27 protein-coding genes are annotated in these 26,570 nt (G+C 44.1%); 4 read left to right on the forward strand and 23 right to left on the reverse strand.

Features of this window, described 5'->3' with window-relative positions:
• The first annotated feature begins 35 nt into the window (after window positions 1-35).
• Window positions 36-503 carry an SDR family NAD(P)-dependent oxidoreductase gene (locus tag Q1A08_RS02065; protein ID WP_299769000.1) on the forward strand — a complete coding sequence of 156 codons (468 nt, stop codon included), beginning with the start codon at window positions 36-38 and terminating at the stop codon, window positions 501-503.
• A gap of 107 nt (window positions 504-610) precedes the next feature.
• Here Q1A08_RS02065 and Q1A08_RS02070 read toward each other — a convergent pair whose 3' ends face one another.
• The 10 genes from Q1A08_RS02070 to Q1A08_RS02115 form a co-directional block, all read right to left on the reverse strand.
• On the reverse strand, window positions 611-1,537 hold the full coding sequence (locus tag Q1A08_RS02070) for a serine hydrolase domain-containing protein (protein WP_299769003.1): 927 nt from the start codon (window positions 1,535-1,537) through the stop codon (window positions 611-613).
• Window positions 1,538-1,832: 295 nt separating this feature from the next.
• Window positions 1,833-2,327, reverse strand: coding sequence for an arsinothricin resistance N-acetyltransferase ArsN1 family B (locus Q1A08_RS02075; RefSeq protein ID WP_299769006.1), 495 nt, complete (start codon window positions 2,325-2,327; stop codon window positions 1,833-1,835).
• A gap of 101 nt (window positions 2,328-2,428) precedes the next feature.
• Window positions 2,429-3,892 carry an amidohydrolase family protein gene (locus Q1A08_RS02080; RefSeq protein ID WP_299769009.1) on the reverse strand — a complete coding sequence of 488 codons (1,464 nt, stop codon included), beginning with the start codon at window positions 3,890-3,892 and terminating at the stop codon, window positions 2,429-2,431.
• A gap of 612 nt (window positions 3,893-4,504) precedes the next feature.
• On the reverse strand, window positions 4,505-4,807 hold the full coding sequence (locus Q1A08_RS02085) for a DUF6559 family protein (protein WP_299769012.1): 303 nt from the start codon (window positions 4,805-4,807) through the stop codon (window positions 4,505-4,507).
• Between the two features lie 157 nt (window positions 4,808-4,964).
• Complete coding sequence (locus tag Q1A08_RS02090) at window positions 4,965-5,585, reverse strand: hypothetical protein (protein WP_299769015.1); 621 nt, start codon at window positions 5,583-5,585, stop codon at window positions 4,965-4,967.
• Between the two features lie 534 nt (window positions 5,586-6,119).
• Entirely contained in the window at window positions 6,120-6,608 is a 489-nt protein-coding gene (locus Q1A08_RS02095; protein WP_299769018.1) for a hypothetical protein, read from the reverse strand.
• 102 nt (window positions 6,609-6,710) lie between these two features.
• Window positions 6,711-7,235 (reverse strand): DUF3916 domain-containing protein, encoded by a 525-nt coding sequence (locus Q1A08_RS02100; RefSeq protein ID WP_299769021.1) that lies wholly within the window; start codon window positions 7,233-7,235, stop codon window positions 6,711-6,713.
• A gap of 92 nt (window positions 7,236-7,327) precedes the next feature.
• Complete coding sequence (locus Q1A08_RS02105; protein WP_299769024.1) at window positions 7,328-7,813, reverse strand: hypothetical protein; 486 nt, start codon at window positions 7,811-7,813, stop codon at window positions 7,328-7,330.
• Window positions 7,814-7,907: 94 nt separating this feature from the next.
• Window positions 7,908-8,324, reverse strand: a complete 417-nt coding sequence (locus Q1A08_RS02110) for a hypothetical protein (RefSeq protein ID WP_299769027.1) — start codon at window positions 8,322-8,324, stop codon at window positions 7,908-7,910.
• A gap of 156 nt (window positions 8,325-8,480) precedes the next feature.
• Complete coding sequence (locus tag Q1A08_RS02115) at window positions 8,481-10,037, reverse strand: IS1182 family transposase (protein ID WP_299769030.1); 1,557 nt, start codon at window positions 10,035-10,037, stop codon at window positions 8,481-8,483.
• Between the two features lie 382 nt (window positions 10,038-10,419).
• Between Q1A08_RS02115 and Q1A08_RS02120 the strand changes: the two genes are divergently transcribed.
• Entirely contained in the window at window positions 10,420-11,361 is a 942-nt protein-coding gene (locus Q1A08_RS02120; protein ID WP_299769033.1) for an IS110 family transposase, read from the forward strand.
• Between the two features lie 28 nt (window positions 11,362-11,389).
• On the opposite strand, the gene Q1A08_RS02125 is transcribed toward Q1A08_RS02120, so the two are convergent.
• The 8 genes from Q1A08_RS02125 to Q1A08_RS02160 all read right to left on the reverse strand — a co-directional run bounded on the left by Q1A08_RS02125 (window position 11,390) and on the right by Q1A08_RS02160 (window position 18,303).
• Window positions 11,390-11,752, reverse strand: a complete 363-nt coding sequence (locus Q1A08_RS02125; RefSeq protein ID WP_299769036.1) for a hypothetical protein — start codon at window positions 11,750-11,752, stop codon at window positions 11,390-11,392.
• Between the two features lie 73 nt (window positions 11,753-11,825).
• Entirely contained in the window at window positions 11,826-12,278 is a 453-nt protein-coding gene (locus tag Q1A08_RS02130; protein WP_299769039.1) for a hypothetical protein, read from the reverse strand.
• Between the two features lie 66 nt (window positions 12,279-12,344).
• A complete protein-coding gene (locus Q1A08_RS02135; RefSeq protein ID WP_299769072.1) occupies window positions 12,345-12,848 on the reverse strand; it encodes a hypothetical protein in 504 nt (167 codons plus the stop codon).
• A 152-nt stretch (window positions 12,849-13,000) separates the two neighbouring features.
• Entirely contained in the window at window positions 13,001-13,261 is a 261-nt protein-coding gene (locus Q1A08_RS02140) for a hypothetical protein (protein ID WP_299769075.1), read from the reverse strand.
• Between the two features lie 550 nt (window positions 13,262-13,811).
• Window positions 13,812-14,930, reverse strand: a complete 1,119-nt coding sequence (locus tag Q1A08_RS02145; RefSeq protein ID WP_299769077.1) for a DUF2235 domain-containing protein — start codon at window positions 14,928-14,930, stop codon at window positions 13,812-13,814.
• Between the two features lie 313 nt (window positions 14,931-15,243).
• The gene (locus tag Q1A08_RS02150; RefSeq protein WP_299769080.1) at window positions 15,244-16,158 is read right to left on the reverse strand and encodes a haloalkane dehalogenase; all 915 of its coding nucleotides are present in this window, start codon (window positions 16,156-16,158) and stop codon (window positions 15,244-15,246) included.
• Window positions 16,159-16,184: 26 nt separating this feature from the next.
• Window positions 16,185-16,781 carry a TetR/AcrR family transcriptional regulator gene (locus Q1A08_RS02155; protein WP_299769083.1) on the reverse strand — a complete coding sequence of 199 codons (597 nt, stop codon included), beginning with the start codon at window positions 16,779-16,781 and terminating at the stop codon, window positions 16,185-16,187.
• 259 nt (window positions 16,782-17,040) lie between these two features.
• Window positions 17,041-18,303 (reverse strand): hypothetical protein, encoded by a 1,263-nt coding sequence (locus tag Q1A08_RS02160; RefSeq protein WP_299769086.1) that lies wholly within the window; start codon window positions 18,301-18,303, stop codon window positions 17,041-17,043.
• A gap of 429 nt (window positions 18,304-18,732) precedes the next feature.
• On the opposite strand from Q1A08_RS02160, the gene Q1A08_RS02165 reads away from it, so the two are divergent.
• Window positions 18,733-20,031, forward strand: a complete 1,299-nt coding sequence (locus Q1A08_RS02165; protein ID WP_299769089.1) for an MFS transporter — start codon at window positions 18,733-18,735, stop codon at window positions 20,029-20,031.
• A gap of 28 nt (window positions 20,032-20,059) precedes the next feature.
• Here Q1A08_RS02165 and Q1A08_RS02170 read toward each other — a convergent pair whose 3' ends face one another.
• Window positions 20,060-21,010, reverse strand: a complete 951-nt coding sequence (locus tag Q1A08_RS02170; protein ID WP_299769091.1) for a hypothetical protein — start codon at window positions 21,008-21,010, stop codon at window positions 20,060-20,062.
• Window positions 21,007-21,501: a BlaI/MecI/CopY family transcriptional regulator gene (locus Q1A08_RS02175; RefSeq protein ID WP_299769094.1), complete on the reverse strand. Its 495-nt coding sequence runs from the start codon at window positions 21,499-21,501 to the stop codon at window positions 21,007-21,009. The genes Q1A08_RS02170 and Q1A08_RS02175 overlap by 4 nt, the downstream gene beginning before the upstream one ends.
• Window positions 21,502-21,602: 101 nt before the next feature.
• Between Q1A08_RS02175 and Q1A08_RS02180 the strand changes: the two genes are divergently transcribed.
• The gene (locus tag Q1A08_RS02180) at window positions 21,603-23,651 is read left to right on the forward strand and encodes a TonB-dependent receptor (protein ID WP_299769097.1); all 2,049 of its coding nucleotides are present in this window, start codon (window positions 21,603-21,605) and stop codon (window positions 23,649-23,651) included.
• Between the two features lie 116 nt (window positions 23,652-23,767).
• Here Q1A08_RS02180 and Q1A08_RS02185 read toward each other — a convergent pair whose 3' ends face one another.
• From Q1A08_RS02185 to Q1A08_RS02195, 3 genes are all read right to left on the reverse strand, one after another.
• Window positions 23,768-24,751 (reverse strand): MDR family oxidoreductase, encoded by a 984-nt coding sequence (locus Q1A08_RS02185; RefSeq protein WP_299769100.1) that lies wholly within the window; start codon window positions 24,749-24,751, stop codon window positions 23,768-23,770.
• A 173-nt stretch (window positions 24,752-24,924) separates the two neighbouring features.
• The gene (locus Q1A08_RS02190; RefSeq protein WP_299769103.1) at window positions 24,925-25,872 is read right to left on the reverse strand and encodes a GGDEF domain-containing protein; all 948 of its coding nucleotides are present in this window, start codon (window positions 25,870-25,872) and stop codon (window positions 24,925-24,927) included.
• Window positions 25,873-26,191: 319 nt separating this feature from the next.
• Window positions 26,192-26,494, reverse strand: coding sequence for a hypothetical protein (locus tag Q1A08_RS02195; protein ID WP_299769106.1), 303 nt, complete (start codon window positions 26,492-26,494; stop codon window positions 26,192-26,194).
• Window positions 26,495-26,570: the final 76 nt, after the last annotated feature.

Consider the following 26,570-nt stretch of genomic DNA (forward strand, 5'->3'; position numbering starts at 1 on the left):
TTAACAATGCCGGGGTATTTAACAAACTATCACTTATGAACGCGCCTGATCTCTCAGCAATGCGCAATGAGATGGAAGTGAATTATCTAGGCCCGGTTGCAATGGCCAGAGCCTTTGCGCCTATTATTGAGAAAAATGGCGGTGGTTGTATTGTCAATGTACTCTCGGCTGGCGGTATAGTTTCAGTTCCAGAAATGGGTGGCTATAGCCCTTCAAAGTTTGCTACCAGAGCGGCTTCTAATTGTCTGCGAGCCGAGCTTGCTCCACGGGGTATTCATGTGTCATCGTTGATTGTCGGCTCGGTAAAAACTCGCATGGCCGAACATGTAAAAGGTGTCGCCCAAGTGGACCCTGTAGTAATTGCCAAAGCGGGAATTTTAGCGGCAAAAGCCGAAATTGATGAGCATGATACCGATCCCCATGCAATCGGTGTTCGTGCGGCTTTAGCGCGTGATCCTGCTGGGTTGGCGAAAGCTCTAGCGGCCGGGGTTGGAGCTGCTTAGTGGAGAGTTTGAGTTGTCGAATTTACAGCGATTTCACTGCAGTAAAATCGCTGTATCTTATTTTCACTTTGGCTAAGAATGGAATAAAGTTAAACAACCCACGCTGGCTATTCGGCATCCTGCTTTAAAATCTTAACAATACGCCCCAAGACGATTTCAGACAAATTCCATTCATAACCCGTAAAATCGGTTGTGTTAATAAACTGCACCACAACCGTATCAATATCTTCGTGATACTCTGCCAAGCTTTGGTAGCCCGGCACTAAGCCGCCGTGCTCATAGACATAAAGCGTGTCATATAGGGCTTTCTCACCAGGTTTAAAAACTGTTCCTTTATTTAAGGCTCTTAGAAACAAGCCGACATCTTCGGCGCTTGCCAACATGCCATTATCGTTTTCTTTAAAGTCGTCCTCTACTCCAGCATAATAACCACTCATTACTCGTTCTAGGTCAACGTCTTTAATTGAGCTAAAAGTGTTTTTTAGGCCAAGGGGATTGAGTATTTCTTCTTGAATATATTGGTGATGACTATAGCCAAGGACTTTTTGAATAATATTGCGCAATAAAAAATAATTAGTGTTTGAGTATTGGTAGCTCTCTCCCGGATTGAATCTAATCGGCATATCAAGCGCAAACTTCATGGGAGTTAAACGATTACTCTGTTCGTCGCCCCAGTAATCGGGGTGGTAGGTGAAATCAGGAATACCACTGCGGTGTTGGACCAGCATTCTTACCGTAATTTTATCAGCCTGTGAAAGCTGATCGGCATATTCTGGAAAGTAGTCGGCAACGCTGTCATCTAAGTTCAGACGATCACTTTTAGCCAGCTTAGTGATTGAAACGGCGACATAAAGCTTACTAATGCTGGCAATCTTAAACAGAGCATGGGGATCAGCTGCTACCTTACTTACCCTATCCTTCCACCCACCGGTATAGAATGCAGGCGGCTTACCCGCTTGATCGACATAAACAATCATACCGTCAAAGCCGTGCCCTATGGCTTCATCCACCTGCTCTTGTATTGTAGCGGGCAACGGTAATAACCAGGCCTTTACTAAAATCCAAGGCACGAAAAACAATGAGATACACGTAGCTGTTAAAAGTGCAATTCTTAGTGTTAGTTTTAACCGCTTGCTGCTCATAGCTGGATTTATTGGCTGCTTATTCGTTTTATGTGCTGATATATTAAGCCAATCGGGTAGCCAAGGCCATAAAGTGGTCGTTATCTGGGCTGATATTAAGCTCCCTTTAGCGAGCTTCCTAGCCCATGGCTTTGTATATTCGTTCATAAGCGGTCGAAATATTTTTAGAGGCAAGCAGCCGTCGTCCCTATTCTGACGGGAAATTTACCTGCCAATAGCCAACATCAACCCACTGATCAAACTTATAGCCGACCTCTTTGAAATGGGCTACCTGTTCCATGCCAAACTTCTCATGTAGGGCAATACTGGAAGGGTTGGGAAGTGCAATGCCAGCAATGATCGAATGGATGGAGCTTTCTTTGAGCATCGCAAAAAGAGCCTCATAGAGCTTGCTGCCCCAACCTTTTGCTTTATTGTGCTTAGAAAGATACACCGTCACTTCAACCGAATAGCGATAAGCGCAGCGTCCTTTCCACTTGCTCGCATAGGCATAACCTATAACCTCGCCTTCTTGCTCCGCGACTAACCAGGGTAAATCAGATTGAATAGATTCCTGTATTCGCCCTTTCATATCATCTTCGGATACTGGGTCTTCTTCAAAGGTAATGGTGGTATTGGCGATATAGTGGTTATATATGTTCACGATGTGTAGCGCATCGCTTGGTTTTACAGATCGGATCATTCAAAGGCCCAGGGTAATATGCTTGTTTACGCTAAATACGAGTTTTAATCTTATTGAAAACTCAGCATTTCAGCTGTGATTATATTACCCTAGGCACATGACTATTCAAAAAGTAGCTGCCATAGCCTTTTTGCAGTTACTGTGCTGTCTTTAGCAACATCGGCGGTATACTGCTTCATATCCTCTAGCTCGGCCTTATCATAATGCTCGCCCTTATAGATTACGGCATCTATTTGCGTGAGTGCTGATAGCTCCTGCAATGGATTGCTATTTAGCAAGATAAGATCCGCCTGTTTTCCAACACTAACGCTTCCGAGCAATGCCTCGGCCTTAACATGCTTGGCTGGGTTGATAGTGGCGGTGCGTATCACTTCGATATTTGACAGCCCTGCTTGTGATAGTAGCGCTAGTTCTTCATAGAGGCTAAAGCCAGGATAGATATACGCATCCGAAGCGTCTGTCCCTGCAAGGAGTAAAATATCATTATCCTGTGCAAGCTTGCTGATTCGAAAGCTGGTTTCCTTGAGCTTTTGGAAGCTCGCCTTATCGTTTTCATCGAAACCTATTTTAGTAAGCCAAGCATAGGTATGCCAAAGCCCCAGTGTAATAGAGTCGATATACTTATCATGCGGCTTAGCTTCATCGCGCGGCATAACAATATTGATATCCTGCACGCTCGATGCAATATGGGTTGGTGTATAGGAAATGTCATGTGACTTTAGGCCTTGCATGAGCGATACACACTTCGCTTCATCAAAACTATTTGTATGAGTTGCCATTACCGATACACGCTCTTCAAAATCGACCGTTGCATTGGCGCAGTAGCTGTAGAATGCCCTATCGTGTTCGATACTGTTAAGGTTGCTGAGGTCTAGCTTATCTAATTTAAGGTTTCCTGGCAGATGTCCTGCGGCAGAAAGGCCGGCATTGTTAGCCTGGTCTAAGATCGATTGGAATTGTTCAGTCGTGGTCTCGTGGGATAATTGCAGCTTCAATAAATCGTCTTTGCTATCATGCAGCGACTTTAACGCCTCTGATATATCCGAACCCTCCAGCTCCTCCATATGATAGCTAACCTGCCCCCACTGCATGGGGCCTAGCAAGGCTTTCTTCTCTACCAGTGCTTGCCAGTGGCTATTGGGTGCCACACACCCTTGAGATGAGCTCCAGCTGCAGGTATTACCCAGATCCCTAACATTTAAAACACCATTAGCAATATAAAGTGGGAAATGCAGTAGATCCGAATTCTTTATGGTGTGAACATGCATATCCCAAAGCGCGGGCATCAAGAACTTATTGCGCCCATCAATACTGACATGCCCTGCTCCTTCAGGGCTTAACTCAACCGCTGATATATCGAGAATTCTTCCATCATCAATTAAGACATGCTGCCCCTGCAGTATTCGCCCGGCAATAACATCCACTATGGTTACGTTATGAATATAGATAGGAAGGTTGTCAGATTTTTGCTTTAGTGGTTTAGGGGTTGATGTAAGCGCACCGAAGCCTAAAAATGCGCTAGACAGTAGTATTATAAGTAAAGCAATGGTTTTTAGTGTATTCACTTATCTTAATACTCTTAAATCGTATTAATGTTTCTGGTTATTGTACTTTGACAAGCTCTGGCTGTATTTACAACAATGGGCCACTCGTTAAACGTCGGAAACACTGTACTTCTTGAACAAAATGTTATGGCGCACGAACTGAATACCTATAACCGAAAAAGAACAACAACCCTGTGAGAAGCCATACAAGGCCAGCAATTATACTAAATGTACTAACCAATTCAGGGAACGCTATGGATAACGGTAGAGTCGCAAGCCCACGAAAAATGAAGCCTATAGATATCACGTACATACTCAATTTAAGAAAGGGTAATGTTCTTAAGAGCGATGCGGCAGATAACGCGTAAGCTGCACAAAGGAGAAAAATAGACGAAACTAGCAAAGTACCCAGCGGAGCGATCCAGGTGCCATCAATGGCAGACTGGACGATTTCAGGTGGTGCCATTTGGGCTTCGAAGCAAGCTGGCCCGAGGTAAATGCATGACATATGGGCGATTGCAGTAAAAACTACAATCAAAGCGCCTAAAATTAGGCAAAATTTGGCGGTAGCCCGACTACTCTTCATAGCTAATCCTTTTAACACACAACGTCTGCCGGCATTTGGTAAACGGATTAATCAGCACCACCACCAAAGCCCCCGCCGCTTGAACCATAATCGATGTTGTGCTCACGGGAATACCCTCTATATTTTTTCATAAGAGCTTGATCCACACCAAATGCCTCGGCGACTTTTTCGTCGCAGAAGATACAGATAGCCACTTCTTCTAACTCAGCTTCATATCCTAATTTTTTAAGCGCCGCCTTAACCTGACCCTCCGTGTAGCCTGAAGGCCTCCCATAGTCGATAGCAAGGGTTTGCGACATCGAAACTATGAACTTTTTCATCTTCCTTTTTACAAAGAATTCACGAAACATTTGATTTCCTTGGGTTGCATTTAACGCCCGCCACAGCTGAATGATCTGCTACCTCTTTCATTGACAACATTACTGACCATGAAAGTGGTTACAGATCAGATGCTTTGGAGCGCAAGCGGAAAAGCAGTCTGACAACAGCGCCTTGTTACCTGTGACGCTACCACAATTTCCACCATCTCTTTGTAGGGGTAGCTAGTTTATAACCGGTAGGTTCCTTTTCTTCGGAGGTTCGTAAATCCGTGTACTGAATTCCTTGAAAGTCACCGTCATGGCCTGTGATTACTATTTTGCTAGTATCAAGCCAGTTTATAACTTTTTGAGCCTCCTCACGAACACTCGGGTAGAATCCCTCAATAAGCTTCTTTTGCTCTGGAGATTCCAGTTCATCCCAGCTATCTGCACTGTAATCCGATGGAGGGACAGCGACCGCCAAACCGTAGCCCAAACCAAGATTGTCTAAGAACCCATAACCATCACAATAAAGGTCGTAACACTGCTCAATATATTTATGAACATCGGCAGGATGCTCTATAACCTTGTGCAGAACCCTACGTAAATACCATTCGTAATACTTGCCAATATCAATATGTGGTCTGAGAGCTTTTTCTGCTTCATATAGAGATGATGGTTGCTTGTAAGATAATGAAATCAAAGCCAAGTACTCATCGGAACTGAGAAGGCTTTCTAGCTCTTTCTCAGAGTATACCCACTGCTCGAATTCATTAATTTCGATCTCTCTAGCAATAAGCTTATAAATGATTAACTCGAACTTATTCAATGCACGCTCTCAAGACAGGTAACGCTTTAAACAGGAGGAACGTTTTTTTGTGTGTCCCGGCCGCGTATTATGCGCCCTTGCTGGCTTTACTTGTTATAGCTTTCACGGTTTCGACAGCTTCTCGATACCACTAAGTGCTAGAGGTATACCGGAAAAGCCACTAAATATTGCTATCAGTAGAAAAGGTACGTATTCGACTGGTTCTTCAAGATAGTATATGTCAAATGACTTAAAAAACTCGGCCAATGCTACAACGCATACAAGGCTTAAAAATATACCCAATGTAGCCGGGAACAGCTTTTTGTAGGTTTTAATCATTGTTAAGTACGTCCTCTACAATAGTGCCACAGACAAAATTCTCTTCAGTTTTGTATGAAGCCCAGACTCCTGTAGCTATAAGCATAAAGTAAAACCCGAATAGTACTCGCTTTCTCATGACTGTAGCTCTAACGCCGCCAACACAGGCAGCCGAAGCGCAGCATAGGCTGTCCAGTGCAATGTGCTTTTTGCATTGCACGATTGTGTTTGGCCTTGTTAAGCATTTGGTTCTCCGAACACGCCCATAATCTGATTGCCTTCTGAGTCAGGCTTGATGGCGGAATACTGAAGAGGAAAAATAGGACTTTGGCCCGTATTGTAAGAAGACCTCACTTTTTCCTCCGATTTAGACCAGAAATCCTTAAGATTTTGACTAAACATTACAATTCCATTGCCACAAAATATTCCAAATACAAATGGATTAGGATTGATAATTATGCCTCTTAACTCGTCGCCATTTGCAGTTATAAACTTACTGAGGATATAGACACGCATTCTATCTGGCAGCGAAACCGACCTCGGAATGGGATAGTACGGATGCCCGCTACCTTCTTTTGCTATGCTAAGAAGTTCATTAATCTGATGTTCTGCAACACCCCAAGACCTAAGCTCCTCTAGCTCATCAAAGTCATAATACTCTGACCAAACTTCGTGTTCGCTAAAGTCTGATGGCTTTAAGTCTCTTGTTATTCGAAATTCTTCCATATCTCTCAACGTAGTGATGCTTAACGCTCCGCACAGGGGGCGACAAAAGAGCGCAGCGTTTTGGCGCTCCCAGCGACCAACGGAAGCGATTGCTGCGGCTTGTTATAGGGCTTTCTCACCAATAGTCCACCGCCTCTCTGAATGTGTATAAACTTCTCCATGTTCGTCTTCATCTTGCCAGCTTACGTTGTAACCAATTTCAATTAACTCAGAGGGTAAATCAATATTAAATTTCTCAGAGATTTTTTCAGTTAATAAGTCATCCGTTGGCTGAAAGCCTTCATAATAACTTTTATCAAAGAATACTGTAACTTCACTAGACCAAAGATTGGGGTAGCACAAAAGAATTGCCACCCAGGATTTACCTTCTTCTGATTTTGGCTTTGCTGCCATTAGGTGCTTTGCTGCCTGTAGAAGTTGAGCAATAGCGTGTCTTTTCCATTCTTTCTTCGATTTAGGCCCCTCTATCAATCTGTCCAAAGTCCATATTTTAAAATTATGATAGTGGCTTTCACCTCTTTCAGGGTAGTAACCTTCGAATCTCGAAGCCCATTTAGCTAGTGACCTTAAATGCCTGTTCGGATTTCGAACCTTCTCTAGAGGCCTATAGATGCTTAGTCTTCGCACTATCTGATTTCCCTATAACGCTTCAATTTGCGGCGAACGACAGTGAGTCCGAGCGCGGTAGCGCTGAACAACATTGACTTGTTAAGAGTTTTCTAATTTTCAAAGACTACTCTACCTGCTTCAAATATTTCGATATTAAGCTTTAAATCGAAGTCTTGAGGAGTGCCATATGACTCTACTTTCAGATAACCACGCTCTCTCAGACTTTTTGTTGCTCCATCCGGCATGTGTATTGAATTCACACTCAAATATTCGTTAGAAATTACCGCACTTTTATACTTTACGAACTCATGTATCACTCGACGTTCTTGCCCTGTCAGGTTTTCTACAACTTTCACCAACTCCTTTTTCTGAGAATCTAATCTCTCTGCCTCCCTTCTCTTTGTGTATTTGGACTCAAAGTGCCTTAATAATATTTTTACTGGAGGGAAAACGATTATTGTTATAAACGCCGCCAGAACAAAATCAGATTGAATTAGGTAGATAGTCAGGCCAATAATACCAGCTATAGATATGGCAATGTTTTTACCAAAATCCTCTTCTTCATAAATTCGACCCGCCCACTTATCTAGATCCATGTGCATATACTCTTAACGCCCCGCACAGGGGACGACAAAAAAGCGCAGCGTTCTGGCGCTCCCAGCGACCAACGGGAGCGATTGCTGCGGCTTGTTAAGTTTTGACAACTCCGAGCTTCTCGACAAAACCGAATTTGTAATAGTACCTGTGATAACCATGAACTCCGCTTTTCTCCCAATATGAACTTTCAGGGCCTTCGAAATATTCGAGGTCTTTGCTAGTAGGCTCACCTAATAGTGATTCTGCAAATGACTGCCAACGCTTGAAAGACTTTACCACTTGCTTACTAGGCACTCGGTGTAATTCAACGGTATGCAGCCCATTTTGGTTGAACATCAAAGTGAGTATCTCTGGTTCAGTGGACAGCCATTGGCAGCGAACTTCATATACCCCATCAGTTTTCTTACTTAGGCAAAAATCACCAAACATCGCTTTACACGACGATTGATCAATTCCCCAGGGTATTTCTATTTGAGGCTTTATGAGCCTGATTCCTTCCGATACTTTCATAGAAACTTAACGAGCCTGTAGAAAAACAGATTTCAAAACCCGCCCCTCCAAAGCCCCATTTCCTTGTTTATCATTGAACATCATTTAAACAAATTCCTTTAACATAATCACGTCTTATGCGTAAAAAACGCGAGCGAGTGTGAGTAAGTCTGTGTATTACTGTAGATTGCCGTAATTCATCACTTTTTCGATGTTATGTACCAAACAGAACAACCTCCATTGGCCTTGCACCTTCTCTTTTCCTCTCAAAGAAAATCGATTTAAGCGTTTATTCGTGCCAATGTTTCCAAACACTGGTTCAACGACCGACATTCTATGGCCGTAAATTTGTTTACCTAAACGACTGTCGACCCTTTTCTTCATCCAATCAGTTGCACTATGACCTACAGAGAAGGTTTTAGAGACTTGGCGTCCATGGCCTTTCCTTGTGTCAGCTGATGATGGGTTGCGCATACACTGTTCTTTCAGATCACAGTTTCGGCAATCTGTGAGCTTGCCTTCAAACGCGAGCTTCCTTCGACCAGACCCCATTGAGTAATCACTATGCAGCCACATTTCGTTTCCTGCAGGACAGGTGCAGGTTTTCTTTTTTAGATTAAACGTAAATTCAGACGTTGGAATAACTTCTTTTACACCGACTAAGGTATCTCGATGACGTTTGCCATGTTTAGTTTTCTGGTGCTTAAATTTTGGATCTCGCGATCTAAACCGATTATCGGGAATATAGGCATTAATGCCTTCTTCTTTTAAATATTGATAATTGCTTTCATTGGCAAAGCCGGTATCGGCTGTAACCACCACATGCTCAGATAAAATATCTTGGTGCATCCCCGTTTTTTGATAGTGCTCGGTGATACCATCAAGCATAGGCTTTAATGTGTGGTGTTCTTGGCTTTCGCCGAAGGTTTGAGCCTCAATGATAATCTGATGTTTTTTATCCACTGCAGCCACACCGTTGTAACCTTGAATCGTGCCTTTGCTCGTGGTCATCTTGCCCGATTCATTATCGGTAATGTTGCTTTTAACTTCTTTCTTCCGTTTACCCTGCCCCATCCTTGGGGCTGCTGTCTTTAGGAATTTATCAATCTTATCGAAGTGCTTGCTTAGAGTGTCAATTGATTGCTCCAACTGATCCTTACGCTCTCGATCTTTAGGGCGCCTTCGATCTAGGCGCTTATGCTCTTTCATGCAGTGCTTGATCTGGCGCTGGATCTTCTCTCTTTTATAAGCGAGCTCGCCCAAGGTCCCGGAATGCTCCTTCGATGCATTGGACGGCATCTTGCAACCATCAATGGCAAATAACTCATTCCCTATCAAGCCCTGCTCATCACAAACCAGTAGTACCTGCTCAAAAACGGATTCAACGGCATCTGGATAACTACTAATAAAGCTAGCGATGCTCGTAAAGTGAGGAACCGAGTCACAAGAGAGCGCCTTGAAAATAATATTGTGCTCACACTCCCACTGAATCTCTCGGCTGGAAGTAATGCCTTTAGAATAAGCAAACAAGATTACTTTCAATAAAATAGCTGGATCATAGGCCGAACGGCCACCTGCATCGTTCTTATATTTGTCGTAGAAAGCAGAAAGGTCTATATGATTATCAATCAGGCGGTGAAGGGTAAACTCGAAAGTTCCCGGCCTAAGTTGCTCTTCAAAGTTAATAACGACCATTGAAGATTGATTGTAATCGTACTTCTTAAAGTTAGGCATAAACCAGCTCCATTGTGATGCCTAATTTTATCAAAAAACCGCTATTTTTAGGAGTTTTTCTACAATTTCAACGCTTTGCTAAGGGGCAACCGAAATGCAATGTAGATTGTCCCGCGGAGGCCGCGCTTTTTGCGGCCGGAGTGAACTTGAGCAACTTGTATGGTTCAATTCCTTCCAAAACCACTCTATCAATCCTTTTTCCTAACGGGTAAATTGAGACCCACCTTGGGCGGCCACCCAAGGCCTTGTTGATTACAGTTCGTTGCGCGACAGGTTTATAAAAACCGCTAACAAGTATGAACGTAATCAACACTCACTAGGCATAACTCGAATAGTCATGTGGGCCTCGAGCCCGAATAGCAAGGCGGAGATAGCTTATCCTATGAACACTCAAGAGATCAATGTCGGTATCGATACTAGCTCCACACAACTCGATATTTATGTGAGGCCTTCAGGCCAGTTTTTTAGCGTTAAAAACGATAAGGAGGGTATTAAAAATGCAGTTAAAGATATTCAGGCTTTGAAACCCAGCCGCGTCTTGATTGAGTCTACCGGAAGGCTTGAATTAGAGTTTGTAATTACCGCTCACAAAGCTGGGCTGCCCATTGTTGTTTGCAACCCAGGCCAGGTACGACAATTTGCTAAAGCCGCTGGGCGTATTGCCAAAACTGACAAGCTCGATGCTATGGATATTGCCCACTACGGTGAAGCAATGAAGCCTAGATTGTCCAGCATAAAACCTGAAAAACTAAGGGCAATCAGCGATTTACTCACTGTTCGAAGCCAATGCCTTGAAATGAGCACCATGCAAAAGAATAGGTTGAAACGCATGCCAAGGACAGTGCACAAACCTATCCAAAATATTCTTAAATCAATTAAGAAAGAACTCGACTCGATAGACAAGCAACTAAACAAACTCGTTGATAGCGTCTCCGAACGGAGGCAAAAGAGAGATTTACTACTAAGCGCTAAAGGCGTCGGCAATGTACTCGCTTACACCCTCATGAGTGAGCTACCCGAATTGGGAACATTGAACCGCAAGCAAATTGCAGCACTAGTCGGCATCGCGCCCATGAACCGTGATAGCGGCAGCTACCAAGGTAAGCGATATATACGTGGCGGCAGGCACAGAGTAAGAACTGTTTTGTTTGTATCAATGATGTCAGCCATCCAATGCCACCCCAAATTGAAACCAATGTATGAACGCATGGTAGCTGCCGGAAAACCAAAGAAAGTTGCACTAATCGCTTGCATGAGAAAGCAACTAACAATCCTAAATGTGATGGTGAAAAATAATACTTATTGGGATGAAACCATGGTGTAAATTTAGGGTTTGACACCATAGTCACTTGTTATGTGTGTGACTTAAAATAGGAGTTATATTCATCTTGAATCACACCGCTATTAACTAATTTAAGCTCCTTTATACCCAGTTGGTTTGCAGCACTTTCAATGCTTTTGGATGTTACCATTTTTACTGGCTCACCATATTCCCCTGATGGAGAATCGAATGTGTATATATCTATGTAATCTTCTGAACCTTGATCAAATGCCTCCCACAAACTCGCAGACACTTTATCGCCTGAAGCCGTAAAAGAAGCCCAACGAATACACTTTTCACCTTCGAAATCGAATCCGCCAAGGAAAATCTCTACTGCCTTGCCACGACGAAGTACTGAACCAGCCTCTTTTGTTGTTAAGTATCTACGAGTCATTGGCGTTCCTAAACATATAACGCTTAATTGAGACGCGTGATTTTTACGTCGTTTTCCAATTCCTTGTTAGGCATTACTTAACAAACTCATATTCTAACCATTTTGGACGAACACCTAATTCTAAAAATTCCCTAACTACTTTTGCAGACATCTCCTTCGTCATGCAGTACTTCCTATCTAATGCCTCTGGCTCTCCAAAAGAGATCTTAGTTCTTGTGTGCACGCTTAAATCTTCAGGCTCAGAAGGTGACAACGCTCGATACTCACTGTCACTATGATCATGAAAAATTAGGGCGCAAGTATTATTCGCCCACTCAATCATAAAATATGATCGTATATATATCTTAGCTCCAAAAACAAACTGTTGCCACTTTGGCCGAAAACCATCATCTGCACATAGATGTATGGATCCGGAACTCCCTGCCAATGCCGATTCAATCTTTGCAATCACATCATCGAAACATTCTATGGAGTGGTCTTCATCTCCAACTTTAAGAAAATACCTTGGATGTTCCCGTATATTCATCTGTATGCCTAACGCCAAGCTAAGCGGCGCACGTAGTGCGTCCGTGCTTGAGCGCCTTGTTATGCCTTACCCCCTATGTGAACTGCCGCTTTTGATTTTGCAATTTCCAACCTCAGAAAAAGGTTTCATACCACCATATATAATGTCATGCCGTGTTATTGCAATTTCCCCTGAGCTTCTGATGGATACCATTGCTGGGCCAAATGATTCAATCCACCCGCCGTATTTACTATTTCTCGTTTCGTCGCCAGTATATTTAGATGTAGCTGGAGACATCCAGAAATGGGCCGTATACTGACCAGCGTTAGAGAAGCCCGGGATCTCGCGAAGTCCTTTTCCATTGCCATTTGGGTATATTAATTTTGCGTGACCTGAATCCCTAAACCAAGTTATTTTCATTTTACTAATTTTTTTTGTCGGATTACCTGCAGGGTGGGGAGGGAACTCCTGAACCTCACACTCAAATTCCCACATGGCGCTCTTATTAAAAGGCTCTGCACGTGCGAAATAACTGAATGTTGTCAACACAACAAGAAGTAATGAAAAGTGTAACTTGCCCTTCATATACATATCTCACTCTTTGGCCTTTGAAAGTAACCTTGCCTTTCAACTGTAGGCATAACGCTTTAAGCACGCGCCCAATGCCGAAGCTTTGGTTTTGTGCGATTATTTTTCCGCACAAAATTTAAGCGGAGTGCATTGTGTCGCTGTGGCTTAACTTGTTATAAGTTTTTTGGCCATCCATCTTCATATATTTCCAACACGCTTACATCAGCGAAAAAACCACCATCCCACAGTTTGCCTTTGCAACCAGGATGGATTGCTGGCTTGAATAGTTCAGGAGCAATAGCAATACAATCAGCTTCGCAGGAGTCTCCCTCATAAAAGGTACCAGGTGATTCTACAAACATTCCAATTGTATTTAGGTCATCTACCCCTTCCATTTCTACTGGCACGCGCCTATGACAATCATCACCGAACATAAACCACCTACGCCGATCATCACCGAGATCGTTGAAATGGAAACTAATCACAATTCGAAATTGGTATTTATGCACCTTACACCCTCAACGACTTATAACAGCTTATTCAACAGACCGGTATAAATAAAACCGAAAAGCGGACGCGTCTTAATAATTCGGGGATTTCAGAAATAATAGGATGGTGTCCGTTTAAATACCTGGCTGCATTCCTTTGTCTAAAGCTCTAATTTATTGTTTTCGCAGTGCTTTTTCAAGCATTAGTAAAATCATACCAAACTCACGAGACCTGGCGTTTAAATCATTAATAATTGGCGATCTTCTTGCTTTTTCTCATGTGTAGCTTTTTTTGAGAAGTAATTTTTTATATCTAAGGTGTTGATATCACTAATTTTTGTGTTTTATGAATTGTTATTTCCCGAATTATTAGGAATCTTTCGAAATAGCGCTTTTAAAATTATAACTGTATATCCGTACAGCGTTCTTGCCGTGGGGTTGTGCTTTTTGCTGGTTTTTTGATCTCTTTGACCGGGGGGGGGTAATGTATGCTCTGCTATAGCTCTATTTTAAACACCTGCTGAAGCTGCTCACTTTTCATACCTTGTAGTGCGGCGGGCCTGTAGTTAGTTTCTTCTATGCGCTCAAGAACCGAGCTATGCAGTATTGAATCTGGGGCGATTTCTCTATAGTCGGGTGCGGTGCGTAGTACCTCCCTTTCTTCTTTCACCGACCAAACGCTTCTTGGGATATTTTGTACCCAGTGCCATGCGCTTTGCAGCGATTTATGTTGCTCTGCAAGTGGGGTGGGCGCTATGTATTTGGCATCACTGCCCTTACCCATTACATAGCGATCATATTCCTTGGCTTCGATTTTTAAGGGGTATTTGTTTACCGTAAGGTTTTGGGTATTGCCTTGGGCTTCATTAATCATCCATTGCAGGGTTACTTTGGCTAGGCCAGATTCGCATTCTGGATAGCCTCCCCCGATATCGGAATGGACGCCGGCAAACCACACTTCTTTTATGTCTTGTTTATCTTGATGTTTCCTGCCCCATAACATCGGTTGAAAGAAGGCTCGTTTTTCATCTATGGCTAAAGCGTGCCTGATTACTTCGACGCTTGGATTGTTGGTGGTAAACGGTAAAAACACCGGGCTGTATATCCAACCGAAGGTGCTAACCGAATCCCATAGGCCTAAAAAGTTAATGTTGATGTTGCGGCCGTAGGTCTTTTTAAACTGCGCCATTAAGGCAAAGTCGGTTTTCTTAGCCCTGTATAAAGTCAGTGCGTAGGGAATTAGGTTATTACAGCCTGAATCTAATAGACCGATACTATGAATAAAGCCAGCAAGCACCCTGGCCGTATAAGCGCCGCGGCTAAAACCGAAGATATACACCCTGTCGCCGTTTTGGTAATTCTCCATCAAGAAGCTATAGGCCTGCACCATGTTTTCTATAAGGCCCAACCCAAATGCTTGGCCTAGGCCTTTATAAAGTGTTTTTGCGATGGAGGATTTATATTTTGGGTCGCCTAAAGTGCCTACGCCTGGGTCGTAATAACATATTTGGGTGGTGTTACGCTTAAGTACGCGAAACAGCTTTACGATATTGGTATTCTCTTCACCAAATTTATTGCCCGTGCCATCAAGGCATATCACGATGTTTTTCGCCATAGCGGTAATCCTTTACGGTTTTGTTACAGTGCTATTACAGTGTGATTAGGGTATTACAGGATTTTAATATTATTACTATGATTGCCTTTGCTTATGAGGTTAATCCTTCCTAGCCACTATGGCAAATTAATTACAGTTTTGCGGCTTAGCTGGGCCAAATTGAGAGGTCACAGGGATATAACTAGAGAGTCGCTGGCCAATAGCTGGCGCTTAGAGTGGCTTGAAGCAGCGAAATGATGCTTAGGGAGTAGCTTTTGCGTATGCCAAGCATGCACCCTATTTTAAGATAAGGTACATGCCCGTTTTTTTTTGGCTAGCCAATCGGATTGGCCTTAGCAAACTTCAGTACAACCTTAGCCAGTGCTTCGCCTTGGTCTTCTTGTAGAAAATGGCCGCCATTAACAATAGTAGTATGGTCCTGTCCTTCGCAACCGGGAATTAACTTCTGCATAATGGCATCGCCACCTTTGGTTACTGGGTCGGAATCACTAAAGGCAGTTAAAAATGGCTTTTTCCATTTGCTTAATGCTGCCCACGCAGCGCGATTGGCATCAGATGCTGGGTCGTCTGGTGTTGCGGGTACTAGCAATGGAAATTGACGTGCGCCCTCTTTGTAGCTTTCGTCCGGGTATGGTGCATCATAAGCGGCAACTACATCTGGGCTGAGTTCAGTTGTGGTTGCACCAGAGATAATCCCACCTACGGGAAACTCGGGTACTTCTTGTGAGAATTTCCGCCAATCCAAAAAGGCTTGCCCCGGCGTTTGATCACCAGTTGGCAGCATGGTGTTAGCCGCAACGGCGCGGGCAAATCGGCTCGGGTTTTCTGCTAATAAGCGTAAGCCAATTAAACCGCCCCAATCCTGGCAAACCAAAGTGATATCGTTTAATTCTAATTGATCCAGTACGGATTGCATCCAATCCACGTGGCGCTGATAAGTATAATCGCTGCGTTTACTGGGTTTATCTGAACGCCCAAAACCAGGCAGATCAGGTGCGATAACGCGGAAACCGGCCTCGACAAAAAGTGGAATCATTTTACGATACAAAAACGACCAGGATGGCTCGCCATGTAACAGTAATACCGTTTCGCCATCGGCTGGGCCTTCAGTCACATAATGGACGCGCAACTCTCCGCCTTCACCGTCGGCAACGTTCAGGTAATTCGGTGCAAAGTCATAGCCGGGTAAGTTTTCAAAACATTCGTCGGGTGTACGTAAATATTCCATAGTGTTGCTCTCTCATTATTCTGTGTTCAGTGGAGTAAATCTTTGACGCTGTGCATGGCATGTTTTAGCCACTGTTTGTCGGGTGATCCGCGCCATTGCACGAGCATGCCATTAAAAAGCAGCAGTAAACTCTGGGCGCGCTGTCGGCAATCTATATCGCTGCCTAGCTGACCTATCGCCTGCGCTTGGCCTAGCGCATGCTGCATTCCCTTTACTACTTTTTTCATGGCGGTTTTGCTTCGAAGCCGAACAGATTCTTCATGTGGACCTAATTCAACGGAGCTATTTACCATCAGACAGCCTAAGCACAGCTCGGCTGGGCCAGGATCAAAAGCGGTTTCAATAAAGGCTTCTATACCCGCCAAAGGATCATTCAAATATTGGGCCTCAGCAGGTAATAGGTATTGTTTTACGCGTGCGCCGATAACGGTTTCGTTATAGTGATCTAGACAGGCTAGAAACAAGCCATCCTTTGAGCCAAAGCTGTTATAGATACTGCCAGGTGTTAAGGCTGTTGCCGCCTCTAGATGCTTCATGCTTGTTGCACTAAAGCCTCGCTGCCAAAAGCACTCTATGGCTTTGCCCAGCACAACATCCTGATTAAATTCTTTCTGTCTTGCCACAGCTCATCTCTTTTAGTGCCAATGTTTCTAGAGTGTCCATTCTAGAATGATCACTCTAAAACAGTATTGGCTAGATAACTACGGCCATAATATTCATAAAACTGGCCATATACGCCAGCACTTGGCAAAGATTGAAGCAGTAGCTTTGAGTTAAGGAGTAAACTTTGAGAACGGCATAGAACAGTGCTTAGCCGCGCAGCCATAAGGCTGCACCACTAAACCAAATATTGAGCTGTGTATCGCTCGCAAGTCGAGGGGGTTAAGCTGGCTTCTTACTAAGTACCCAGCTTATCGTAATTACAAATGCGATATACGCCAATAAAACGAAAAGTGCTAAGCCAACCTGCCCCATCATTAGCAAGCCTGGTATAAACGATACCAGTAATATATCTACCACAGACCCTGGCACATAGGCGATAGCATAATCGTCTAATACAGTAGATTTAGATTTTGGATCAACGATGCGCAATAGCAAAATTCCCATAGCTACTGTTCCGGTCATCCATCCCCAGGAAAACAATCCGGTCTCTACCCATTTTTCCCCAAAGATCTTTGGGGCTACATACAGCACCAAAAATACGCAGAGGATGATTCCGCTGATCATTAGCAAAATAAAGGGCGCAGCAAAGCTGATTAAAACACTCAGTTTGATAGAGGCGATGCCAAAAAATACTAGGTAATCAGTGGCGGAGCTGGCTCCAATATTAAACAGTTTATCGTCGAAGTGATTTAACGCCCCACTGGCTTTTAAGCCATAACGCAGCAAGCAGCCTAGCAAAAACGCACAGGCAAAAACCGGTACGCTAACGAACTGATTGAAAGACGATAAGATTTGGGAGGCGTAATACGCCGCCATTACCACGACGGCAATTAAAGCGATATGCAAGGTAAAAGCGTTCACGGATGAAGATGAGACCGTTTCCATCCCGATACTTTCACGCTGTTCTTCAGGGATTAGCCCTTTGCGAAAATGCTCTTCGAACTCTTCGAATTTTTTAATATGAGTAAGAATACCCAATCTAGACATAATATTGATCAAGGTCAGGCCGCCAAGTATGGCTAAAAATACACCCACCGTTGCAGCGGTAAGCGCTAAACTCATACCGGCATCCCAGCCTAATTTATCTAAGCTATCGCCCACCGCGGCAGCGGTGCCATGACCACCCATAAATCCAGAGGGCATTACTACCGCAAATGCCGCCGGAAGCTCAGGCCAAATACTGCTGAGAACATAAGCGCCCATTACGATGGCTAATAACCACTGGGATACGGTTACGATCTGATTAAATGCCCATAGCCGCCCGGTTCGCTGAATTAATGTGCTGGCTTTTGGGAATTCGGTACTTAAACCTAAAGCGGCGAATATCACTGCAATCAGCACGCCGCCATAAGCATTTTTAGAAAGCGGTAAAACATCAAAGCCGTTGCTCCCCAAAAGCAGGGCCAGCAGCCCCGCCATCATGGCAACGGGTATATACAGGCGTTGAAACAGGCTAAGTTTTACTCGTATATATTTGCACAATAAGATAAGTGCACTGGCTACGCCGACATCGGTAGCTAAATCCCAGGTATTAATACGGCCCCCTATTAAATCGAAAACATCTTGGCTGTTTTATAGTTTTTGTTAAAGCTGTCTATTTCATGGCTCTGTGCTTATAACGTCGTTGTTTACGCTAACCAAGCTTGTGTTAAGCGCTCATCCTAATCTTGATGGCCTCGAATAGCTAATTTCTCGTCAAGCTTTTATTACGTAATACTCACCAGTATTTGGCATTAGTAAACTCATCGTTCCTCGGTATTCACCTCACATATAAGCCGCCATAAACAATATAAAGTCTTCTAGGCTTGCTCGGCCTCACCTTTGTCTTTATGCTCATATAGGTATTACTACCTATTTTTAGGGTGGTGGATTTTTAGATAACGATAACAATAAGTGAGTTGAGGAAGCCTTGTGAGCAGCGAACTACCCAATACCTACAGTCAATACGACAGCAAAAAGTCCCGCCGCTACGCCCTAGCTATGCTGGTGGCGGCTTATACGTTTAACTTTATTGATCGTCAAATTCTGACTATTCTGCAAGAGCCCATTAAAGCCGAGCTTGGCCTTTCTGATACCGCTTTAGGGCTACTAACCGGTTTTGCTTTTGCCATGTTTTATGTGTCCATGGGTATACCTATTGCCCGTATGGCTGATAAGGGCGTGCGCCGTAATATTATTTCTGTATCTGTTGGCGTGTGGAGTTTCTTTACCGCTATCAGTGGTATGGTGCAAAACTTTTGGCAGCTCTTATTGGTGCGCATTGGCGTGGGTGTTGGCGAGGCAGGCTGTAGCCCCCCAGCCTACTCGATGATTTCAGATATATTCCCACCAAAGGAGCGAACCACGGCTCTAAGTATTTACAACTTTGGCGTTAGCGGCGGAATACTCTTTGGCTTTCTAGCAGGTGGCTGGATAAACGAGTTCTTTGGATGGCGAGTGGCGTTTTTGGCCGTTGGCCTACCTGGTATTTTACTGGCGATTGTTTTGCGCTTTGCTTTAAAGGAACCGCAACGTGGTCGCTACGATGCTGCGCAAGGCCAAAACCAAACCGAGTCCCCTTCTTTGTCAGAGGTTCTTAAAACCTTATGGGGCTTTGGAACCTTTCGCCACTTAATGCCCGCAGCGGCATTCTACGGCATGGCCTGTTATGGCTTGCTTAATTGGGTGCCATCCTTTTTTATTCGCACCCATGAAATAGGTACCGGTACATTAGGTACCTGGTTTGCACTTATTTTAGGCATCGGTGGTGCCATTGGCACCTTTGCTACTGGCTATCTTGCCGACAAGCTTGGCCACAACAATGCGCGGTGGTTTTGCTGGATAACGGCTTTAGCGATGGGCAGTAGCATTCCCTTTATATTTTTTATGCTGTTAGGGAACGATGCACAGCTTTCCTTATGGTTGTTTATTGTGCCTGGCGCAATGCTAACGGCCTACGTGGCGCCAATTCTTTCAACGGTTTTGGGCTTAGTTAATACCAATATGCGGGCTACGAGCACAGCGATCACACTATTGATTTTAAATGCGGTTGGCTTGGGCTTAGGGCCATTAATTATTGGTTTTTTAAGCGATTATCTCGCCGCGACTATGGGCAGTGAAAGCTTACGTTATGCCATGTTGTACGTGATACCAGCCGCGATGATTTGGGCCATTGTGCATACGCTGTTTGCTGCGCGTTATATCAATGATGAGCTGAAAACAGAAGCATGATAAGCCAAATTTGGGCGCGCTAATCGTATTAGCGCGCCAGCGCTTCCACTAATGGATGACCGACAAACACCGCGGCATAAATATAAAGCAAGCTCGTGGCGAGTAACGCAAAAGACAGCAACCCACTATTGGCGACCAATGCTGTTTCGATAGATAAGTTTTGCTCAAGGCGGTTTAGGCGTTGCGGGCACCCTGTCTGATCAAGCGATTGCCCTTGTTGTTGATATAACTGCCGCAAGGTTTCAAGGAAACCTTGCTGATTAATGTCTTTGCCGAGTGCCCGGTAAGCTTGCAAATCACAATCGCTAGCACTGTGACGTAAGAAATCTTGCCTTATGGCTAACTTTATCGGCTTGGGCCAAGCCACCGTGGCCCATTTAAGGAGCCAGTATCGCAAATTCTCAAAGCTCGCCGCCTTGGCAAGTTGCCTAGCGATAATAACTTTTTGTTGCTGTACCGCGCTTGCTGCCATTAAACCGGTAGACACAAATACTTTGGGCTTTAATAAGCCCACACAACGCGCCAGTGGCTTGGCATCTTCAACAATGCGATAACCGCCCCGCTCTGCACTAGACAGCATATTCAGTAAGCGTTTTAAGCGCAGATTCTCACGTAGTTGCCAAATCATTCCCAAGCTTAATAAGGTGATGGTGGCAAGTGCGAAGGCGATGCTACCAGAGCCTATAATGGAATCGACACTCACATGTAGGCTGTGTGGACTGCAGGCATCGCCATGACAATGATCGGAAACAATGGGAAATGCCATTTCTGGGTGAGTAAGAATAAGTGTGCTAAACAAGGCACTCAGTGGTGCCATAAAGCCTAATACAAAAGTAAACAAAGCAGATTTAGCCGGTGCAAACCGCTCTAGCGACGACGCAATCAGTGGATAGATAAACGCCGAAAGCCAGCTTAAAAGCACACTCAATAGCAGCCATGCTAGTAGGTAAAAGGCAAACTGTATAAGGAACTCAATCATTTTTCAGTTCCTTTTACTGTACCCATTGCGGGGTTCGCTTTTGAGTCTGATTCTGAATCAGCTTCGCTACCTTGCAACTGCTTTATAAGGGTTTTTGAAGCCAAACTATTGTCTTGGCCTTGCTGATCCAAATACGACACAAAGCCCGAAATCATTGGCTCGATATCACCTTCACTAAATTGATCGGCAATATCGCCCAATAGCTGACCAATAATTGTACTGCGGCTAACGGCGGCACGATAAAGATATTGCCGCCCCTGCTTATTTCTGTGCAAGATCTCTTTGCGGCATAGTCGCTCGAGTGTGCTTTGTACCGTACTAAGACTGAGGGTGGCTTCTTCGCTGTATTCTAAAACTTCTCTAGCACTGAGAGGCTGATGCTCCCAAAGTATCTTCAATAGCTCTAATTCACGCTCACCCAAATTTGGCGCGGGGCTTCTTGCCTGTTTTTTAAGCAGTAGCTGACTAAGACCTAGGCCAATGGATTTCATAAAGTTCGATCTATTATCGGTTTTCGTTTCTTGTTAGAGAATGTAAGGCATGGGAGCTCATAAACTGAGCGTGAGTCTAACAATTGTTTGAAATCGAATAAATGAAAAAACCACTTCTCGGCTTATTTGTCGCGATAAGCCAAATCTCACTAGCTTATGGTGAAGAAATTGAAACCATCACCGTCGAAGGTCGACAATCGAATCTCATCGGCAAGGCAATATCGGCATCAGAAGGTGTTATTGGTGAGCAAGAGATTGCCTTAAGGCCCCTACTTCGAACTGGCGAGGTCTTAGAGCTGGTGCCCGGAATGGTCGTTACCCAGCACAGCGGTAGCGGCAAGGCCAATCAATATTTCTTGCGGGGCTTTAATCTGGACCATGGCACCGACTTTGCTAATTTTGTCGATGGTATGCCAGTGAACATGCGCAGCCACGGACACGGCCAAGGCTATACCGATCTCAATTTTATTATTCCTGAAGCGGTTTCAAGTATCGCCTATAAAAAAGGCGCCTATTACGCCGATGTAGGTGATTTTAGCGGCGCTGGTAGCGCACAAATAAACACATTAAAACGCAGCGATAAAAAACGTCTGGGGCTAACGCTTGGTAAAGATGGCTACCAACGTTTGCTGGCGCTTGGCGGTGTCGAAATGGCCGGCGGTGATACCATTTTAGCAGCGGAGTCCAATCGCTATGACGGTCCTTGGCAAGGTATCGATGAAGATCTAGAAAAGAAAAACCTACTCATTAAGCATACGCGCCCCATCAGCGATGGCGAGCTAAGCCTTAGCTTTATGGCCTACGATAATGAGTGGAACAGTGCCGATCAAATTCCATCGCGTGCCGTTCAACAAGGCCTAATCAGCGATTTAGGTATTATCGATGATACGGTAGGTGGCAAGTCCAGCCGCTATAGCCTGAATGCCCAGTGGCAACAAGACGGCTTTCAGGCTTCGGCGTATCTCATCAATTACGATTTAAATCTTTGGTCTAACTTCACCTACTTTCTCGACGATCCCATTAACGGTGATCAATTTGAGCAAGTGGACGATCGTAATATCTACGGCGCCAATGTAAGCCATTTAATAAACGCGAACCGGGGCAACTTTGCGGTTAGTAATCGTATTGGTGCTGATCTTCGTATCGATGATATTTCTGAGGTAGGTCTATACCAAACACAGCAACGTACTCGACTAGGCGCCAAGCGTAGCGATAGCGTTGATGAAAAAAGCCTTGGTTTGTTTTGGGAAAACAAAATTGCTTGGACTGAAAACCTACGTACAGTCCTGGGTGTACGCTACGACTATTTGGATTTTGATGTTAACGATCGTCTAGGCGTTAATCAAAATGGCGTCAATCTCGCGGCTAATAGTGGCTCTGGTGATGACGATATCGTTTCCCTAAAAGGCAGTGTTGTTTACAACCTTTCTGATAATTACGAGCTTTACGCTTCAGCTGGTCAAGGTTTGCATTCTAATGATGTGCGTGGCGCTACGATTAAACTTGATCCAGCTAATGGCGAAGCGATTGATACAGTAGACCCTTTGGTAAGATCTTTTGGTTATGAAGCCGGTGTGCGAGCATTTATCGATCAGCAACTCAATGCCTCTTTAGCACTCTGGTACCTAGAACTAGATAGCGAGTTATTGTTTGTGGGTGATGCAGGCAATACCGAAGCTAGCGGTCAATCTGAACGTCAGGGAATCGAGTTAACCGTTTATTATCATTTCAGTGACTACCTCAGTTTAGATCTTGAATACGCCTATACCGATGCAGAATTTAGCGAAGCGCCGAGTAACGAAAATGCCATACCGGGTGCCATTGAGGATGTTGTACAAGCTGGTTTAAACCTCGATTTAAATAATGGCTGGTTTGGCAGCTTGCGCTGGCGCTACTTTGGCGATAGGCCGCTAGTAGAAGACGGAAGCGTCGTGTCCGGTGATAGCTCTATCTTTAATATGCGCGCTGGGTATCGAAGCAAGAATTGGACAGCTTATGCAGACATATTAAATCTTAGCGATAGCGATGCCCATGATGTCGATTATTTCTACGAATCAAAACTGGGCTCAGAGCAAGAGGCTGTTGAAGATGTGCATTACCATGTGATTGAGCCTAGAACCGTTCGTGTTTCTTTGGAGTATAACTTCTAAGAAGCAGGTAATATAAAAGCAGCACAAATAAAGCCGCCAATTCTATCTAGAAATGGCGGCGTTATTTTTTCTTTCTTTTTCCTCAGCTATTTCATATATCTACAGTCACTCAGGAATTATAAGTTTACATTGACTACCGTACGACCGTGAGTTTTAACACCCTTAAGCTGCTGAGCGGTGGCACCTGCAAGGTCAGCCAATCCCAATTCTTCGGTCATTGCTTCTAGCTTGCTAACATCCAAATCTTCAGCCAAACGTCGCCACGCTTCCTCTCGGCGAGCTTTTGGTGCCATTACGCTATCAACCCCTGCCAAAGTAACGCCGCGCAAAATAAAAGGCATTACCGTCGCTGGTAAATCACTGCCTTGGGCCAAGCCAGTTGCAGCAACAACCCCGTCGTATTTTAAGCTGGCACAAATATTCGCTAAGGTGTGGCTACCTACTGCATCAACAGCCGCTGCCCAGCGTTCTTTGTTAAGAGGTCGGCCTGGCTCGCTGAGTTCATTGCGATCAATGATTGAGCTTGCCCCCAGGCTTTTTAAATAGGCTTCTTCACTAGCACGACCAGTAGAGGCAACGACGGTATAGCCCAGTTTAGATAATATAGAAATCGCCACACTGCCAACACCACCGGCCGCTCCGGTAACCAATACCTCGCCCTGCTCCGGTTTGACGCCATTTTTTTCCAAAGCCATCACACATAACATGGCGGTATAGCCCGCCGTACCAATTGCCATGGCTTGGCGAGTTGTAAAAGCTTCTGGTAATGCAACTAATTGTGATGCTTGTACGCGCGCTTTTTGAGCATAACCACCCCAGTGGTTTTCGCCAACGCCCCAGCCATTTAAGACGACCTTATCGCCAGCGCTGAATGCTTCACTTGAACTTTCAATCACGGTGCCGGCGAAATCAATACCTGGCACCATAGGATAGTTACGTATCGAAGGTAATCGTCCATTTAAGGCTAAGCTGTCTTTGTAATTGAGCGAGGAATAATCCACATCAACTAAAACTTCTCCATCAGGCAACTGGGATTCATCAATATCGTTTATTTCAATATTAAGCGCGTCTTCGGTTTTTACTAATTGCAGGGCTTTCATGTTTTTTATTAACTCCAGCTTGGCTAGCTTAAAAAGGATGACTGGAGCTAAAAGTGAGGGACTTATTTAGGTCAACATAAATAGCATTGGCTATTGGTCTAGGGAGTCGGGAGTGTCAGCTTTAGTGTCTTAATAGCCAATTGTAAACCGTTGTTACAAAAGTAGTGAGGCCGTCACACGTCAAACAACTCTTGCTGTGCCGACCATTGCCCATCACAAATGCTATTTTTACCAAGCGCTTTTGCTTTATACATAAGGTCGTCGGCTGTATTTATTGCCTGTTCAGTAAGCTGAACACCTGGCATAGCGGTATAAAGTCCAATGCTGGCTGTTAGCCTGCCAATCGATTTATCGTTTCGGTTAACAATCTTAATGCGATTCAAATCGCGCAGGACATGGCGGGCCAGCCTTAGGGAATCAGCATGTCCCATGTTTCCCCAGGCGATGATAAACTCTTCACCACCATAACGTGCGCATAAGTCTGACGCCCTACCCGTGTACTTTCGCAAGACTTTCGCTGTTTGTTGTAAACAGCTATCACCAAATTGATGACCACATCGATCGTTAATCAATTTAAAGTCATCAAGATCGATAGCTAGCAGAGATAGGGGTTTGGAATCACGCTTGCACTGACGCCATTGCATTGAAAGAAAATCATCGAAGGCCCTGCGATTAGAAATCTTTGTTAAGGGATCTTGTTTCGCAAGTGTTCTAGCTTCTTGTTCTAATTTGACGCGCTGAGTAATATTTTTATGTGTGATGACAAAGTACTTGTCTGCGTCCATGCAAAACGATTCAATTTGCATATTAAACCAACGATCTTCAGACGCAGAGTGACAAGGGTAGTCCATATTGAACTGATCGATTTTACCGCTCAAAATATCGTCAAGCCCTTTCAACACAAGCGTCGAAAATTCATCACCGTCTTCAGCGGCGTTTATACAGGCTTTACGATAATTGATGCCCAGCCACTCGAAATCTAGTGCTTGTCCATTCTCAAAGCCGAAATTTCGCCAGGAATCATTGACTAAAACAATATTAAAATGCTCATCGAGCACTGCGATATTATTGCCGAGTGTATTTAACACCTGCATCAAAAATCCATTTGATAAAGACGTCATGATTAAAATTACTCTAAGTGGTAAGGGCTAACACAGTAGAATTCACCCAAGCTCATTATCATCAATGATTAAGCGCTCAAGCAAAAAAACTCTACATTCTAGATTGCTGTTTCCTTGAGCCGTGCAGAAGACATTAAAAAACCCTATTAATAAGACGACAAGTCTTCCACTTCTCGAAGCAGATGTTTAACACGTAATGCTAGCAGCCTAAAAGTGATTGATAAAGATTGTTTAGGCATACATTTCTACAACTTAGAATTTATTGTTATTTAAGCTATCAGTCATTGCTATTACCAGTAGGCTGGCGTTTGCAGGAGCTTTATTTAGGGCAATCTACTCTAAGCTCTTGATTTTCTGGGGTTTCAATACCATTAAAAAGGTCAAGCTGACGCTTTATTTCTCTTTTTCGGGATGAGGGGTTTTGTTCGAGGAGTAACTGATAAGCCCTTCTAGGAGTTAGAAAGATACCACCACTTGTAGGGCCTCTAAGGCATTCACCGCTAAGTAGCCAATACCGCTGCCTTTCAGGGCAGGAACTTGCCACTTGAATCTGGCAAACATCCTTTACGCCATAGACGATCTTGCCTGAGCTTAACTCTTTAAAAACAACGTTAAATTCCATTTAAAACGCTCCTTTTATTTCAGCTTAAAAGCTACCACAAATGACAGTATATCTGGAGTGAGTTTTAGGAATATCA

The organism is uncultured Pseudoteredinibacter sp. (genome assembly GCF_947500695.1).
In the GTDB taxonomy this organism is placed as follows: domain Bacteria; phylum Pseudomonadota; class Gammaproteobacteria; order Pseudomonadales; family Cellvibrionaceae; genus Pseudoteredinibacter.

What these genes read in the sequence shown, in the direction of transcription:
- Q1A08_RS02065 (WP_299769000.1), top strand. Translation starts at nt 36, where the DNA reads ATGAACGCGCCTGATCTCTCAGCAATGCGCAATGAGATGGAAGTGAAT.
- Q1A08_RS02075 (WP_299769006.1), bottom strand. Translation starts at nt 2,327, where the DNA reads ATGATCCGATCTGTAAAACCAAGCGATGCGCTACACATCGTGAACATA.
- Q1A08_RS02085 (WP_299769012.1), bottom strand. Translation starts at nt 4,807, where the DNA reads ATGTTTCGTGAATTCTTTGTAAAAAGGAAGATGAAAAAGTTCATAGTT.
- Q1A08_RS02095 (WP_299769018.1), bottom strand. Translation starts at nt 6,608, where the DNA reads ATGGAAGAATTTCGAATAACAAGAGACTTAAAGCCATCAGACTTTAGC.
- Q1A08_RS02105 (WP_299769024.1), bottom strand. Translation starts at nt 7,813, where the DNA reads ATGGATCTAGATAAGTGGGCGGGTCGAATTTATGAAGAAGAGGATTTT.
- Q1A08_RS02110 (WP_299769027.1), bottom strand. Translation starts at nt 8,324, where the DNA reads ATGAAAGTATCGGAAGGAATCAGGCTCATAAAGCCTCAAATAGAAATA.
- Q1A08_RS02115 (WP_299769030.1), bottom strand. Translation starts at nt 10,037, where the DNA reads ATGCCTAACTTTAAGAAGTACGATTACAATCAATCTTCAATGGTCGTT.
- Q1A08_RS02120 (WP_299769033.1), top strand. Translation starts at nt 10,420, where the DNA reads ATGAACACTCAAGAGATCAATGTCGGTATCGATACTAGCTCCACACAA.
- Q1A08_RS02125 (WP_299769036.1), bottom strand. Translation starts at nt 11,752, where the DNA reads ATGACTCGTAGATACTTAACAACAAAAGAGGCTGGTTCAGTACTTCGT.
- Q1A08_RS02130 (WP_299769039.1), bottom strand. Translation starts at nt 12,278, where the DNA reads ATGAATATACGGGAACATCCAAGGTATTTTCTTAAAGTTGGAGATGAA.
- Q1A08_RS02135 (WP_299769072.1), bottom strand. Translation starts at nt 12,848, where the DNA reads ATGTATATGAAGGGCAAGTTACACTTTTCATTACTTCTTGTTGTGTTG.
- Q1A08_RS02140 (WP_299769075.1), bottom strand. Translation starts at nt 13,261, where the DNA reads ATGTTCGGTGATGATTGTCATAGGCGCGTGCCAGTAGAAATGGAAGGG.
- Q1A08_RS02145 (WP_299769077.1), bottom strand. Translation starts at nt 14,930, where the DNA reads ATGGCGAAAAACATCGTGATATGCCTTGATGGCACGGGCAATAAATTT.
- Q1A08_RS02150 (WP_299769080.1), bottom strand. Translation starts at nt 16,158, where the DNA reads ATGGAATATTTACGTACACCCGACGAATGTTTTGAAAACTTACCCGGC.
- Q1A08_RS02170 (WP_299769091.1), bottom strand. Translation starts at nt 21,010, where the DNA reads ATGATTGAGTTCCTTATACAGTTTGCCTTTTACCTACTAGCATGGCTG.
- Q1A08_RS02175 (WP_299769094.1), bottom strand. Translation starts at nt 21,501, where the DNA reads ATGAAATCCATTGGCCTAGGTCTTAGTCAGCTACTGCTTAAAAAACAG.
- Q1A08_RS02180 (WP_299769097.1), top strand. Translation starts at nt 21,603, where the DNA reads ATGAAAAAACCACTTCTCGGCTTATTTGTCGCGATAAGCCAAATCTCA.
- Q1A08_RS02185 (WP_299769100.1), bottom strand. Translation starts at nt 24,751, where the DNA reads ATGAAAGCCCTGCAATTAGTAAAAACCGAAGACGCGCTTAATATTGAA.
- Q1A08_RS02190 (WP_299769103.1), bottom strand. Translation starts at nt 25,872, where the DNA reads ATGACGTCTTTATCAAATGGATTTTTGATGCAGGTGTTAAATACACTC.
- Q1A08_RS02195 (WP_299769106.1), bottom strand. Translation starts at nt 26,494, where the DNA reads ATGGAATTTAACGTTGTTTTTAAAGAGTTAAGCTCAGGCAAGATCGTC.